This window comes from Enterococcus sp. DIV0170 (assembly GCF_051710765.1).
Classification (GTDB): Bacteria; Bacillota; Bacilli; order Lactobacillales; family Enterococcaceae; genus Enterococcus_A; species Enterococcus_A raffinosus.
Genome location: NZ_JBIOLG010000001.1, coordinates 938,371 through 952,754, shown reverse-complemented (window position 1 = coordinate 952,754; position 14,384 = coordinate 938,371). Strand labels below are relative to the sequence as shown.

At 39.9% G+C, this 14,384-nt stretch carries 12 protein-coding genes and 1 other annotated feature; all 12 genes read right to left on the bottom strand.

Features of this window, described 5'->3' with window-relative positions:
* Positions 1-101: 101 nt before the first annotated feature.
* The gene (locus IGI50_RS04545; protein WP_438776293.1) at positions 102-929 is read right to left on the bottom strand and encodes a transporter substrate-binding domain-containing protein; all 828 of its coding nucleotides are present in this window, start codon (positions 927-929) and stop codon (positions 102-104) included.
* Positions 930-952: 23 nt separating this feature from the next.
* Positions 953-1,588 (bottom strand): amino acid ABC transporter ATP-binding protein, encoded by a 636-nt coding sequence (locus IGI50_RS04540; RefSeq protein WP_010746581.1) that lies wholly within the window; start codon positions 1,586-1,588, stop codon positions 953-955.
* A gap of 13 nt (positions 1,589-1,601) precedes the next feature.
* Complete coding sequence (locus tag IGI50_RS04535) at positions 1,602-2,243, bottom strand: amino acid ABC transporter permease (protein ID WP_438776292.1); 642 nt, start codon at positions 2,241-2,243, stop codon at positions 1,602-1,604.
* Between the two features lie 732 nt (positions 2,244-2,975).
* Positions 2,976-3,202, bottom strand: a binding site (T-box leader).
* 80 nt (positions 3,203-3,282) lie between these two features.
* On the bottom strand, positions 3,283-4,374 hold the full coding sequence (locus tag IGI50_RS04530) for a DUF871 domain-containing protein (RefSeq protein ID WP_438776291.1): 1,092 nt from the start codon (positions 4,372-4,374) through the stop codon (positions 3,283-3,285).
* A gap of 20 nt (positions 4,375-4,394) precedes the next feature.
* Positions 4,395-5,783 (bottom strand): glycoside hydrolase family 1 protein, encoded by a 1,389-nt coding sequence (locus IGI50_RS04525; RefSeq protein WP_028021109.1) that lies wholly within the window; start codon positions 5,781-5,783, stop codon positions 4,395-4,397.
* Between the two features lie 83 nt (positions 5,784-5,866).
* Positions 5,867-7,120: a PTS sugar transporter subunit IIC gene (locus tag IGI50_RS04520; protein ID WP_218256883.1), complete on the bottom strand. Its 1,254-nt coding sequence runs from the start codon at positions 7,118-7,120 to the stop codon at positions 5,867-5,869.
* Positions 7,121-7,138: 18 nt separating this feature from the next.
* Positions 7,139-8,281, bottom strand: a complete 1,143-nt coding sequence (locus IGI50_RS04515; protein ID WP_438776290.1) for a GNAT family N-acetyltransferase — start codon at positions 8,279-8,281, stop codon at positions 7,139-7,141.
* A gap of 13 nt (positions 8,282-8,294) precedes the next feature.
* Complete coding sequence (locus IGI50_RS04510) at positions 8,295-8,624, bottom strand: PTS lactose/cellobiose transporter subunit IIA (protein WP_218256881.1); 330 nt, start codon at positions 8,622-8,624, stop codon at positions 8,295-8,297.
* A 23-nt stretch (positions 8,625-8,647) separates the two neighbouring features.
* On the bottom strand, positions 8,648-8,965 hold the full coding sequence (locus IGI50_RS04505) for a PTS sugar transporter subunit IIB (protein WP_010746588.1): 318 nt from the start codon (positions 8,963-8,965) through the stop codon (positions 8,648-8,650).
* Between the two features lie 119 nt (positions 8,966-9,084).
* Complete coding sequence (locus IGI50_RS04500) at positions 9,085-11,763, bottom strand: sigma 54-interacting transcriptional regulator (protein WP_438776289.1); 2,679 nt, start codon at positions 11,761-11,763, stop codon at positions 9,085-9,087.
* Positions 11,764-11,968: 205 nt separating this feature from the next.
* On the bottom strand, positions 11,969-14,044 hold the full coding sequence (locus tag IGI50_RS04495; protein WP_438776288.1) for a DNA topoisomerase III: 2,076 nt from the start codon (positions 14,042-14,044) through the stop codon (positions 11,969-11,971).
* Positions 13,983-14,354, bottom strand: a complete 372-nt coding sequence (locus IGI50_RS04490) for a DUF1033 family protein (RefSeq protein ID WP_010746591.1) — start codon at positions 14,352-14,354, stop codon at positions 13,983-13,985. The genes IGI50_RS04495 and IGI50_RS04490 overlap by 62 nt, the downstream gene beginning before the upstream one ends.
* Between the last annotated feature and the right edge of the window lie 30 nt (positions 14,355-14,384).

The window sequence follows — 14,384 nt, the reverse complement described above, 5'->3', positions numbered from 1 at the left end:
TCTGTACCATTATACAAAAAAAAGAAGGCGAACAAAAGTTTTGCTCGCCTTTTCTTTTTGGTTAATTAAAGTTTAAAATTTAAGGGGATTTAAAAAGTCAATTAGTCTTTTGGTAAAGTGAGCTCTTCACCAAACCATTTTTTAGAAATCTCCGCATATTTGCCGTTATCTTGCAATTCTTTGAAGGCTTCATTGATTTTATCAACCAATTCCTTATCCCCCTTACGAGCTCCCACTGCGAAATTCTCGTTTTTGAAACCAACGCTTGAAATGTTGTATGCGTCTAGTTTACCAGCTTGCTTCAAGTAATAATCAGCGTAAACCTTATCAATCAGCAGACCATCAATACGACCATTTTCCAAATCGATCATCGCTTCATTAAAGCTGGCATATAAAGTAGCATCATTATCCTTTACAATATCCTTTAAGGTTTTTGTTTCATTATTGAAGGCTTCATAACCGGAAGATCCTTCCTGTGCCCCAAGAATTTTCCCCTTCATGCCTTCAGCATTCGTGATGCCACTGTCTTTTTTCGTTACTAGCACTTGTTCATTTTGTGCATAAGGATCAGTGAACAGAACTTTCTTTTCCCGTGATTTTGTTACTGTGTAACCATTCCAAATCAAATCAATTGTCCCATTTTCTAATTCGCTTTCCTTCATTGACCAATCGATTGGTTGGAAATCGGCTTTGATCCCGTATTCTTTGAAGACTGCTTTAGCTAAATCAACGTCAAATCCAACGATTTCTCCATCCTCATCTTTGAACCCCATCGGAACAAAGGTATCATCTAAACCGATCGTTACTTTTTTGTCCTCTTCAATCGTCTTCCAGCTATCGGTACTGCTAGCCTCTTTTTTCCCACAAGCAGTTAACGTCACCAATGTTAAAACAGCCACCATTCCTAAAATAATTTTCTTCATTTTCATACTTACTCCTCCTACATCTTTTTTTATTTGATAGGTTCAACCTTCAATAACTGATCACCAATTTCCTCAGCGAAAACTAAATCATGGGTAACCACGATTTGGGTCACTCCATCTGCCTTTAGCTCTAAAATCAGACTAGCTACTTGTTGGCGCAAAGCGGGATCCAATGCGCTCGTTGGTTCATCGTAAGCCAATACTTTAGGATTCATTGCCATAGCTCGAGCAATAGCCAGCCGCTGCTTCTGACCACCTGACAACTGATACGGATAGTTATCCAGCAGCTCTTCAATTCCTAACAAACTCGCTAAGTGTCTTGCTTTATTTGTATAGGTCTCTTTGTCTTGCTTTAAGACCAAACGTGGACCAATCGTGATATTATCCAATACACTCAAATGTGGAAACAGTTGAAAATCCTGAAAAACTACTCCAACAACTTGCTCCTGTTCTTTCGAAGACGTTGGATCAAACGGTTTTCCATCTAATAAAAAAGTCCCGCTATCTGACGTTTCTAATCCAGCTAAGGTTCTCAGTAACGTCGTCTTACCACCACCAGATGGTCCAACGATTGCTAAGATTTGACCATCGGGAATAACTAAATCCAAATTATCAATAACTTTTTTGTTGCCAAAAGATTTATTTACTTTTTTTAATTCAATCATTTTTTCCACCTGCCTAACGATAATAGTTCAAACGATTTTCTAATTGCTTCAAGATAACTGACGTAATTCCCGTCAACGCCAAGTATATGATGGCGACTCCGAAGAGCGGCAACAAGGTCGTATCACGTTCCATCGCGATTTTACCAGCACGCATGACATCAGATAACCCTAAAATGTAAACTAGTGAAGTATCTTTTACTAAATTGATGACTTCATTCCCAACAGAGGGTAAAACAATTTTTACAACCTGCGGAATGATGATTCGTGTGATTGTTTGAACGGGGGTTAATCCAATCACTTTTGACGCTTCGTATTGACCTAACGGAATTGATTGAATCCCGCCGCGGAAGATTTCCGCATAATATGCCGCATAGTTCAAAACAAAGGCGAAAAGCGCCGCTTCAAAACGATCAAAAATAATTCCAACAAGCGGCAGCCCGTAAAAAACAAAAATCAATTGCAATAACAGAGGCGTCCCTCGCATGATCCAAACGTAAAAACGCAAGATCCATTGTAATGGTCTAAAGCGGCTCGCTAAACCAAATGATAATAAAATTCCCAGCGGCAGTGAGCCCAATATCGTATAAGCAAATAATTTCAGTGTGATCAATGCCCCTTGCAATAATTGCGGCATAACTTCGATCAAATAATTCATCCCAATATCCCTCCATGTTCTCGAAAAGTGTATGGCTCTTCGAAGTTTCTTAATCGTGGCTTCGTTTTTTTATTTAGGTGGAAAGTGCTCGTTGCGGATAGCTCTTTGTTTTTGAGTGGCAGCTAACCTTAATTAAAGGAATTGTTCACCACGCATATCATTCTACTAACCTCATTAATAATTCCAGCTAGCTCCCAGTTAAGGAAATCTTTTTCCAAAAAACAGAAAAAGATTTTATCGTCGTACGCATACGATTCCGCTAAACAGCCCATTCAATAATTTATTCAGATACATCGAATAGTATCCGCCTTCTAAATAAACTGCGAAAAGCGTAACTGACTGCTATTTCGTGTTAAGGAATTAACTTTTTCAAAAAAACGAAAAAGTTAGTCTGATTCTCACCACGCATATCATTCTACTAACCTATTAATAATTCCAGCTAGCTCCAGTTAAGGAAATCTTTTTCCAAAAAAACAGAAAAGATTTTATCGTCGTACGCATACGATTCCGCTAAACAGCCCATTCAATAATTTATTCAGATACATCGAATAGTATCCGCCTTCTAAATAAACTGCGAAAAGCGTAACTCGCAAAAAAAGCCCTCTGGTATCTCTACCAGAGGACGTCGTATACGTGGTTCCACCTCATCTTTGTCCTTTTCTCACGAAAAGCACCTCTACGGGTCAGCCGTTCCAGCAGGTGAAAATAAAAAAAGTCCTTTAGTCGCTAGGACTAAAGGACGTAATTACGTGGTTCCACCTTTTTTCATCGTCGTCTCACAACGAACGATCTCAACTGGTCAATCTGACCTCTGCGCTAACGGGCTCACCCGGATCAACCTACTTTATTTCAGCTGATCGACTCAAAGATGTGGTTCACAAATCACTGCTGTCTCTTCTCACCAACCAGAGACTCTCTGAGAACAAATGAACTGCTACTCTTCTTTTCATTGTCGTTTGATTAAGTTGAGTCATACTTTACACGCCTTTATCGGGTTTGTCAATAAAGAACCTTCATCTTTTTATCATAACCTTCAAACTTAGTTTTTAGAAACGAACTGGAATTTTGCCCAAGGCTTCAAGAAATCCAGCATAATCAGCTCTTCTTGCGGGATTCTGCCAACTAAATTTTTTCGTGGATCACTATGAGGTTCCAAAACGATCTGCAGCTCATTTTTGTATTTTCCAAACGCATCATTTCCTACGACAACATCACCAACTTGAAATTCTTGCGTATTGTCGTGAACAGGATTTGCAACATCGGCGTATTTCACTCGAACCATTGTTGAACGAACTGTCGTTGCAGTGATATCTCCACGGCGGAAATGTTTCGGATCGGCAACAATTTTACGTTCGATTTCAGTTGTCTCAGGTACGAACTCGATTCCTAAGCTCAACTTATAACGATCAACTGCCGCTACTTTTTCTAATTCTTCATCAGAAGCATAAGCATTTCCGATAATGACTGTGTCAATCAATCCCGTCGCAAACATATGGCGTGCCTGCAAATCAATCGGCAAATGACGATGCATTTCTAGCGTTGGTAGACCATCATTGACATCCCATGGGCCATACTCTGCATCGTGACTGGTAATAAAGGCCGCTGTCTTAATCCCATGACCTTTGAATCGTTTACTGCAACTAATAAAGAAGTCATAAGGTAACGCAGAACCTTCTTGCGGGTAAAAATTGTGACAGCCGTAAATAAATGGTTCATTTGCTTCATAAGATAGGATGTTATCAAGATAAGCGACATTGTTACTCATGTTCAACTCGATCGCCAGACCTTCTGGATTATAGCTCAACATCGCTTCTTTGTTTCCATCAAAGCCCTCATCCAAACGAATTCCTTCGGCACCAAGCTCTGCAAAGAAGCTTAAATCATCATAAGAAATCCCTAAATCATCAAAAATAGAAGGCGCAATATCTAAGACTGTTTCAAAGCCCAATTCCTTCGCGTAATGGATGATACTGCCAAACTTTTCGCTGACTTTTTCTTTGCCTTCATTTACCTCCAGCATACTCATAAAGATTCTAGTATATCCTAGTGCTGCAGCTTTTTTGATATAGTCACGATCCGCCTGCGGATCACTATGATCGGGATAAACCGAAATACCTAATTCACGTTTCACTAATTTTCCTCCTCTTTGAGTTACTCTGCTAAGCCATTTCGTTCAGTCACTTGCTTAAACCAGTAGCCTGACTTCTTCACCGTTTTGATTTGAGTATGGATATTATTTGAAATAAATCCATAACGATTCTTATACGAGTTTAACCAAGACCAGCAATCAATTGGTGTCCACATATGGTAACCAAAGCAGTTTGAACCTTCTTCGATTCCCTTATGCAACCATTCCAAGTGCTCCTGAACAAAATCAATCCGATAGTCGTCTTCGATCATTCCGCCTTCATTCTTGAAGCGTTCTTCATTTGAGACGCCCATACCATTTTCAGAGACATACCAAGGGATATTTTTGTAGTTTTCTTTGATATTCACTGCAATATCATATAAAGCTTTCGGATAAATTTCCCAGCCACGATCTAAATTCACACGACGACCTGGCATATCGTAAGCGTCATAATATCGATCTGGCATCCATTCGCCGACAGAATTTGGAGCTACATCGGGTGCCTTCACACGATTCGGATGATAGAAGTTTACTCCCAAGAAATCAACCGTGTTGTTCTTTAAGATTTCTTTTTCTTCCTCTGTTGTTTCCCACAAAACCTTGTCCTTCGTCAATAACTCTTCCAGCTCGGCAGGAAAATGACCATAAACGGCAGGCTCTAAGAACATTTTGTTATTCCAAAGTTCCGCGATCCGTGCGGCTTCTTGGTCTTCTGGTGAATCAGAAGCAGCATAAGTCGGTGTCAGATTCAAAATAGTACCAATTTTTGCATCTTTGATGGCTAACTTACGGAAAGCTTGAATCGCTTTAGCCGAAGCTAAGTTCAAGTTATAAGCTACTTGTACTGCTTTTTTTCCATCAACAATATTTGGGTAATGGAATTGGAATAGGTATTCCCCTTCTACAACTACCATTGGCTCATTATGAGTTGCCCAGAATTTTACACGATCGCCAAATAATTCAAAGCATTTTTCAGCAAATCCAACATACAATTCTACAACCTTTTTCGATTCCCAGCCGCCATATTTATCATATAATTCCACTGGTAAATCAAAATGATGCAGATTCATTACAGGAGTCATGCCTTCTGCCAACATTGTATCAATCACATTATTATAGAAATCTACAGCATCCTGATTGACCGTATTTGTTTCCAAATCATCGATCAAGCGACTCCACTGGATACTTGTCCGTAAACTATTCATACCGATTGAACGCATCATTTGAATGTCTTCTTTGTAACTGTTGTAAAAATTTGATGCAACATCCGGTCCTACCTGATTATGGAATTTCTCCGGCTCGATTTCAAAATGGTAATCGAAGACATTGGCATGCTTTTTATTAAAACGTCCTTCGCTTTGTGGGCCAGAAGTTGCCGCGCCCCACCAAAAATTCTTTGGAAAAGTTTTCATTGTAAATCTCCTCATATTAGATCTTTAAATTTTTAATATAAAAGGGGTTAGGGATCAAGCGATCCATAACCCCCAGATAAACCTTATGCTTCAGCTACTTTTTTAAGCTCTTGTCTTGTTGCCAATGAAACAAATGGTACGTACATAACGATTGAGATAACCAAGTTTACTGCTGCTAAAATGGCACCTGAGAAGCTTTGTGTTGCTAAGAATCCACCAATGATTGGCGGTGTTACCCATGGTGGCATAACTGTTGCTGCCGGTACCCATCCAAGACTCGTTGCAAAATAAGCTGTTGTTACACAGACCATTGGTGTCAAAATGAATGGAATGAACATGATCGGATTCAATACTAATGGTAGTCCGAACATCAATGGTTCATTGATATTGAAAATACCAGGAGCTGCGGCCAAGTTGTTTACTACCATAAATGGTTTGTTCTTACGTCCAACTAGATAAATTGCGATAATCAAACCGATTGTTACACCAGTACCACCCATATTAACGAATGAATCGATAAATGGTTTGTTTACGATATAAGGAGCTGCTTTACCAGCTGAAAGTGCTGCATTGTTTGCTTCGATTGCAGGCGCGTTGATTGCTTGCATGAACGGATCGATCATGTTGGCACCGTGTAATCCAAAGAACCATAGGAATGGTGTAATGAAAGCAATTAATAATGCAGAACCATAAGAGTTAGCCAAGCCCATGAAAGGTTCTTGAACCAATGCATAGAATTCAGCAAACATATCTTCAACACCAAATCCGGCAATAACTGCAGCGATCAAACCGAAGATTGATACAGTAATCATTGCTGGGAATAAAGAAGCAAATGAGCGGGCAACTGCTGGCGGAACGCCGTCTGGCATTTTGATAACTAATTTTTCGTTACCAACTAAACGAGTGAAGACTTCTGCAACAACAATACCTACGATCAACGCTACGAATAAACCGGAAGAGTTCATTCCGCTAGTCGCTGCACCTAAAGTGAAGAAAGAAGCGACAGATACAACCCCTGTACCGATTGGATCTTTACCATAGTGATGCGCTAAATTATAAGCGACTAAGAATGCAATGAAGACTGAAAGAACACCAAACGTTCCGTTCCAAACTGCACCGCCGAAGCCTTTCCAAGCTTCACCGCCAAAAATACCATTCATAAAGTTCTGGAAAGCATCAATTGGCAAGTTATTAAGCATTACTGCTAGCGCACCTAAAATCATTAACGGCATTGTTACTGTAAATGCATCACGGATTGCGATTAAATGACGCTGGTTCCCGATTTTTGACGCATGCGGGATAAAGTGTTTCTCCATAAAATTAATAAATCCATCCATTTTTGTGTTCCCCCTATTTTAAAAGTAATCGTAAAAACTTTGTCGACCTTTTGGAAAAATTTCCCCTTCAAACGCTTTTGAAGCGGTGACCTTGCCGAGAAAAATTCCCTCAGCTAAAGTCAATTCTCCCAATAATAATTCACTCCACCCATGAATCGAAGCTTTGATGGTACCTGCTTGTTGTACTTTTTTACAATTCCCCTGACTGACTAGCCAGCTACCAACATTCCAAGGACACTCTTTATCTTCAGTTACTTCAATAATAATTTCTTTTTGGCAAATCGGAATTTTCGGTAATAATTGCTTGATGTCAATAATTCGACTCATCATGTAAGGTTCTAAAGTAATCGTAAAATATTCTTGTTCACGAAAACATTTTTCAATAATCTCATGAACTGGTGCGTGATAAAGAAATTCTTCAAATGATGAGACATGGGATTTTAAGTACGTTAACAATTTTCGCAGAGCTAGTTCCGTTTCATAAGCAAGCTCGTCTACTACTAATGTGTTGCCTTGCATCCGATAAATAATGTACCCTTTCGCTTCTTCAGCGTCATCATAAGCTACAGCGTAGAAGCGATGAGGATAGTAGTCATTTAGACGTTCCCACCACCAGTCTTCACGGACAACCGTTCCGACTTGCTGCTGGTTTAATAAGCGCTGATAAATCGATTGGATCACTGACTTCATCTGTTGCCAGGTTCCACGTTTAACATTCCCCCTTCTTTCACTTGTCAAATAATTAAAGGCCAGTGCTGGAATGCGATAGGTTTTTCTACGGCTGGTAGGCTCATAACCGAATTGACGATAAAAATCTTCGGAAAAAGGAGCCAATTGTGACACTGCAACACCCTGTTGGTAAAGATCGGACAAAAGTTCGGACATGATACCGCTGATGCCGCCTTTGCCTCGATACTCTGGATAACTAGCCACATAACCAACGCCGGCCATTTTGACTCTCTGTTGAAAAAGCTGAATCTCAAAATGATTCGCCATCACTAAATTCGTTAACTCACTCTCTTGGTAAACACCATAAGCATCGGCATGTTCATACCGTGATAAAAAGAGTGGGTCGTTGATGATTGGCTGCTGCTTTCTAAAAGCGTATTCAATTAAACCTGTGATCGCTTTCAACGATTCCTGATCACGAGCTAATTTCACAGGATCACTTCCTCTATTCGTTCCCTAAACGTTTGTAAATATCTACTACTTCTTTTGCCATATCATTGAAAGTAATGCCCGTCATCAGATGGTCCTGACTATGAACCGCTAACAATGTCACGGTCATTGGATTACCGCTAGCTTCTTCTGTCAATAGCCCTGTTTGAGAATGATGTGCTTCAACTAACGCCTGATCTGCTGCTGCAAGTTTTTCTTGAGCCAAAGCGAAGTCGCCATCTTTAGCTGCTTGAATCGCTTCCATTGCATCACTCTTTGCGTTACCAGCATTAATGATTAGACCCATTACTGCTTCTAATTGTTCTTGACTCATTGTATCGCTCATTTGCTTAGCTCCCCTTCTACTTCTTATTTCATAAGATTAAGCGCAGTATTTAAAACAGCTTCGCCGTTCATCATGCCGTAATCTTTCATATCGATAACATCGACTGGAATTCCTTTGTCTGCTAATTTTGTTTCAAATTGACCTTTCATAAAACGAACTTGAGGGCCTAATAGCAAAACATCGACTGGTTTGCTTGCGTCTTCTAATTTTGCATCTGCTTCTGAAGCTGAAACTGCGAAGATATCAGATTCTAATCCTTGATCAGCTGCTGCTTTTTCCATTTTAGTTACTAATAAACTAGTGCTCATTCCTGCCGCACAAACTAACATAATTCTTTTCATGTAAAACACTCCTTAGTTTTTAATTGTTCACTTTATATAATGCAAGATGCGTGCCAACTTTTTTACCGCACAGAAGGCGCCGTGATAAGGTTTTCATTTTACACACAAAAAAACTAGGATTACACACTGTGCAATCCTAGTTCGATTCGATTATCTTCAAGAGTCTTTACAATGTAAGCAATGTCGTCTTCGGTAAAGCGAACCTCAAATTGTTTTTCAATCAGGGATAGATTGGCCGCAGTTTGATTAAAGCGGCTACGATACTGCTGGTGGAAACATTTGACATCCTCAAAAGCAGGACGTTCTTCCCCTTTTTTTATTTTGTCTACTAAGAACGCGATGTGTACACTTAGTGCCTGCATCGCTGTATTCTCGATAATAAGCTCCTGATCTTTACGAATTAATTGTAAAACATCGTCGATTAACAGGAACAACGTCTTTACATCTATCTCAGGTGAAAAGTTTTTAGTTAATGAATCCACCATTTCTGGGAGCGTGATCGTGCTGCCTAATAAATCTTGAAATTCTAGAATTTTATCCCGCTTGAATAAGTTCATGGCTGGGATAAAAGGAATTTTTTGATAATGAATTTCCATAGTGCCTACAATCGCTACAATGTCTTTATGTGTAATCAGCTGGTCGATACGATGCTTAAAGCTTTCTCGCTCCAAAGACTGCATTTGAATAATCTCAAATTCTTCCAAGTTAACGATTTGTGAGACGACTTCATTTAATCGTTTCGAAACACCTTCTCCGGTAAAGCAGGCTACGATAATAACTTTCTTTTCATCCTTCTGAGTTGGTTCTTCTAGACGTACCATCGTTTGGAACATGGAGATAACACTCGTATAGATTTCTTCTAACGAACGCCCTAACGTTGCTAAGCGTAAGCTTTCCAATACTAACATGGTACTTGCCATTGAAATCACTCGTGTCCGAATCCCCATTTCATGAAAGATTAGATTGCCGAAATTATTTGGGGAGCCCATATCTGTCAAAAGAATGATTCCTTCTGAGAATTCTTCCCGTTTCTTCTGGATGTAATTTTTAATTTGAGCATACATTTTTTCAGTATTTAACGTCAGCGGCATATTAAAGGCGATGCCATTCGTTGTTCCCAGAAGTTCTTGCACCGTCTCCAGCATACTCGAAGCCGTCGACTTGCCATGCATCACAACAAGAACTGCGACTTGCCGTTCATCGATTTGCTTTTCCTCTTGATTATCCATAGTAAGAAACATAGTAATAAAGCCGATCTCGTCTAATGGAATCATGATATTGTAGGCTTCTTCAATGCGATTAGATAATTCAATCGCCACTTGAAATTCTTTTGAATAGTTCCGACGAATATCATTCAAATTAGGATGTGAAATAAATTGATTCCCACGAATTCGTTCAATCGTTGAATTGATATGCAGCGCAAAGGCAAACCGAACCTTCTCATCATATTCCCGATTCATTTGAATCGAAGCAAAATCGTAAAGCTCATTGACCAGCTTCCAGAGGTCATCAGAAATAATTTCACGATAGGCATTGCTGTGAGAAAGTTCTTCAACATAAGTCTCAAAGTATTGATCCACATCATCGGAAATCAATTCTTCTAGATCGATTTCTGATAGGTTTTCCCGTCCGAGCTTTTCCAACTTGTACGTGATCGAATGGTAAACCTCCATATCTTTGTTAGGGTCTTGTCCCCAAACAACTTCCTCCGTACCTGGCTTTAAGGTTAAGTAAAGATTTCTCTTATCCATGAATGGCGTCAGCTTATCCTGAACCTCGTTCATTCGTAGTAACCCTTTTTGTACAACTAGAGGCAGGTCCTCTTCCACAATCATCAATTTTTCTGAATCGCTATTGGTTTGATGATGAAGGAAGGCCTTGGCACAGACTAATTTTAAATCACGTTTTAACTGACCAATATTTCCTTCTGCATTATATAGAAGAAATGCTAATAGACTTCGCTTATCAATCGCAATTTCCTGCATCAACCGATTCGCCTCTTGCTGTAGAAATTCTTTGATGATAGCTAAGCGTTCATCTAAAGAACGTTCCGCCAGAGAAGGCAACTCTATCTGCATTGGAATTCGACGATTAAATGTTGATAGGAACATAGAGCTGGTCTCAGTCGTTGCCCCTATAATCTGAACAGATGCTTGTTTTTCTTGTCCATCTCCTAAAGATCGAAAAGTCCCTTTATCAATGAAGGTGAAAAGCATTTCTTGTCCTTCTGGCGGCAGACGATGAATCTCATCTAAGAACAAAATTCCTCCATCCGCCTGTTCCATCAACCCAATCCGTGTTTCTTCTGCACCTGTAAATGCTCCCCGCTTCACACCAAATATGTGTCCATATAGGAGCTGAGGATTTTGTGCGTAATCTGCACAATTGAAAGTAACAAATGGTGCACTTTCGTCTAACACTTTAGCGGAGACAGCAAAACGATACATACATTCTGCAAACATCGTCTTTCCAGTTCCCGTCTCGCCAAAAATAATCGTATGTAATCCGCGTGGAGGATATAAAATAGCCGCTTTAGATTTTTGAATTTGACTTTTTAACGAATCCTCACGACCAATCAAATTGTCAAAGTTAATATGTCCTTCAGTCGAAACTGTCGTTAGCTGAAATTTTACTGGGCGACCGTCAATTTTTTTTACTTTTCCATCTTTCGTCAGTTCATTTAAGTAACGACTGACATTAGTACGGTCAACACCTAGCTGCTCCGCTAGTTCTTGTGCAGTCTGTTCGTTAGGATTTGCTCTTAATGCGTCTAATACTTCATCTTTTCTAGATTTCAAAAAAATCCCTCCCGAAAATGGTATAAACCATTTATATTGTAACCCTTTTCTTTTTGAATTTCTAGTCTCTACTCATTCAAAATACCGCTGATCTATTTTACATTGAAAATAATTAAATGTATACAAAACTCTCCTTCTATAAGTCACTTTTTATAATCGTGACTTATAGAAGGAGAGCCGATAAAAATGTTTGAGTTATTTTTGCCTAATCTTTATTTTCCATCGCTGCTTTCAGTGCCGCAGCTAATGGACTTTCCTGTGGTTCTTCCTGTTCGTTCACTTTTTTCAGTAAGCGGCGCTCTTCATGCTTTGTCATTTTTTTCGAGCGTTCTTTCTTATCTAACATTTTTTCTGTCGTCCCGTCATATTTGCAACGGAAATACGAGCCATTTTTTCCATCAATGATTTCCATTTTGCGGTGACATTGAGGGCAGCGATGGTTCGAGACTTTTGGATCTTTCCGGCGGCGGTAACTACACTCTGGGTTCGTACAAATATAGATTTTTCCGTCACGAGTATTCTTTTCTCGCAGTGGCGAACCACACTCTGGACATTTTTTGGCAGTAATCGAGAAATCTTGATACTTTTTGTCGCTCTGTTTTACTTCACTGACAAGTTTCTTTGTATCTGATTCAATCTCCTGCAAGAATTGCTTACTGCTATACTTGCCGTTGGCGATTGCCTCTAACTGCTTCTCCCATTTTTCAGTCAGCTCTGGCGTCACTAATGAAGGGTTAACAAGCTCTAGTAATTGCTTGCCTTTTGGTGAAACCATCAAACCACTAGTCGTTCGTTCCATCAACTCAGATTTAATCAACTTTTCGATGATCTCCGCGCGAGTCGCTGGTGTCCCTAAGCTATGCTTTTCCATTTGAGCCAGCAGTGTGCCCTCATTCAATGGTTTAGGCGGTGTGGTCAATGCTTTTTCGATCGTAAAGTTCGGTACGATCTTCATTCCTTCAGACCATTGAATGGATTTTTTTGCTTCTTCTGCTGGTTTCCATCCAGCTACTAGAACTTTATTTTGACGGAAGGTAAAGGTTTCCTTTTGGAAGGTTACCGTTACTTTTTGTTGGCTCTCTTTATGTGCATCAGCGAATAAGCCCAAGAAACGGGTTACGATCATATTATAGATACGCTGTTCATCCGTTGAAAGCTTTTCGAAACGCGGACGTTGCTCTGTCGGGATCAACGCATGATGATCCGTTACTTTACTGTCTTGGAATACACGCTTCTGTTTTACTTGTGCCCCATTTTTGATATACGTTTTTACTTCAGGTGCAAAGTCAATGATTGCTTGCAAACGTTCTTTCATCGTAGCCTTCATATCATTGGTTAGGTATTTGCTGTCTGTTCGCGGATACGTCACGATTTTATGAGTTTCGTACAAGCTTTGAACCAAGGACAATGTCTTCTTGGCTGAAAATTGATAACGAGCATTCGCTTCCCGTTGGATTTCCGTTAAATCATAAGGCAGCGGTGCTGGCTCTGTCTTTTCTTTTTCCGTAATATCTGTCACGGTTCCTTTTTGCTTAGACAGCTCTTTGACTAATTTTTCGGCTGTTTCGCGTTCTATGATTCCATATGGATTCTTTTGATTAAGCTTAGCTTTTTGTCCTTCGACCTCTAAAGAAATCACAAAATAATTTTGTGGACGGAATTTCTCGATTCTCTTTTCCTGCTGACGAACCATCGCAAGCGTCGGTGTTTGTACTCGACCAGCGGATAGGCTGTCTTCATATTTAACAGTCAATGCGCGGGTAACATTTAACCCAACTAGCCAGTCTGCTTTTGCTCGCGCCAATGCAGAGTGATACAAATTATCATACTCTTTTGCGGGCTTCAGATTTTTAAAGCCATCCTTGATCGCTTTATTCGTCTGTGACGAAATCCACAGGCGCTTCACTGGTTTTTCGAACCGTACATATTCTAAAATCCAACGTGCAACAAGTTCTCCTTCACGCCCCGCATCTGTTGCGATCACCGCTTCTGAAATATCTTTACGTTTTGCCAGCTGCTGAATGGATTTTAGTTGTCCACGCGTTTTAGGTAAAGGTTTGATCCCAATGTATTTAGGAATCATCGGTAAAGTTTCCATCTGCCAGCTTTGCCATTCTTTATTCAAATCCTCTGGCATTTTTAGGCCCAATAAATGACCAAGGGCCCAAGTCACGACAACATTGGGTCCTTCAAAATAGTTTTTATTTTTTTGATTGGCGTTAAGCACCTTGCTCAAGTCTCTTGCAACACTTGGCTTTTCCGCTATAATTAGCTGTTTCATAAAGTTCCTTTCTGCTATCAACCGTTAATGGCTGTTCATCTTTTAATAGTGCAAGCCCCCAATACTGTTGTAAATAGTCATCACACTCTTCACACCAGCGTTCGTCCTGCTCTTTCCAAAATGCGCTCAAAAAATTGTGCTTTGCATTACTATATGTATTGGTCTTTTGGAGTTCACTCCAACGATGTTCATAATAGGCTACTGCCGCGTCAAAATCTTCAAAAGCCGCGGTTTCTTGAATATCTTCTTGCCATTCTTCAAAGAACCACCAAGGTTCGTTATCGCCGTACATGGTTATTACTTGATACATCCCGCTACCCTTCTTTCCACCTCAATCATA

Bases quoted from the DNA above. Each gene is read 5' to 3' on its own strand.
- IGI50_RS04510 (WP_218256881.1), bottom strand. From the start codon at position 8,624: ATGAGCGATACAATGAGTCAAGAACAATTAGAAGCAGTAATGGGTCTA.
- IGI50_RS04520 (WP_218256883.1), bottom strand. From the start codon at position 7,120: ATGGATGGATTTATTAATTTTATGGAGAAACACTTTATCCCGCATGCG.
- IGI50_RS04535 (WP_438776292.1), bottom strand. From the start codon at position 2,243: ATGAATTATTTGATCGAAGTTATGCCGCAATTATTGCAAGGGGCATTG.
- IGI50_RS04495 (WP_438776288.1), bottom strand. From the start codon at position 14,044: ATGAAACAGCTAATTATAGCGGAAAAGCCAAGTGTTGCAAGAGACTTG.
- IGI50_RS04505 (WP_010746588.1), bottom strand. From the start codon at position 8,965: ATGAAAAGAATTATGTTAGTTTGTGCGGCAGGAATGAGCACTAGTTTA.
- IGI50_RS04540 (WP_010746581.1), bottom strand. From the start codon at position 1,588: ATGATTGAATTAAAAAAAGTAAATAAATCTTTTGGCAACAAAAAAGTT.
- IGI50_RS04545 (WP_438776293.1), bottom strand. From the start codon at position 929: ATGAAAATGAAGAAAATTATTTTAGGAATGGTGGCTGTTTTAACATTG.
- IGI50_RS04525 (WP_028021109.1), bottom strand. From the start codon at position 5,783: ATGAAAACTTTTCCAAAGAATTTTTGGTGGGGCGCGGCAACTTCTGGC.
- IGI50_RS04490 (WP_010746591.1), bottom strand. From the start codon at position 14,354: ATGTATCAAGTAATAACCATGTACGGCGATAACGAACCTTGGTGGTTC.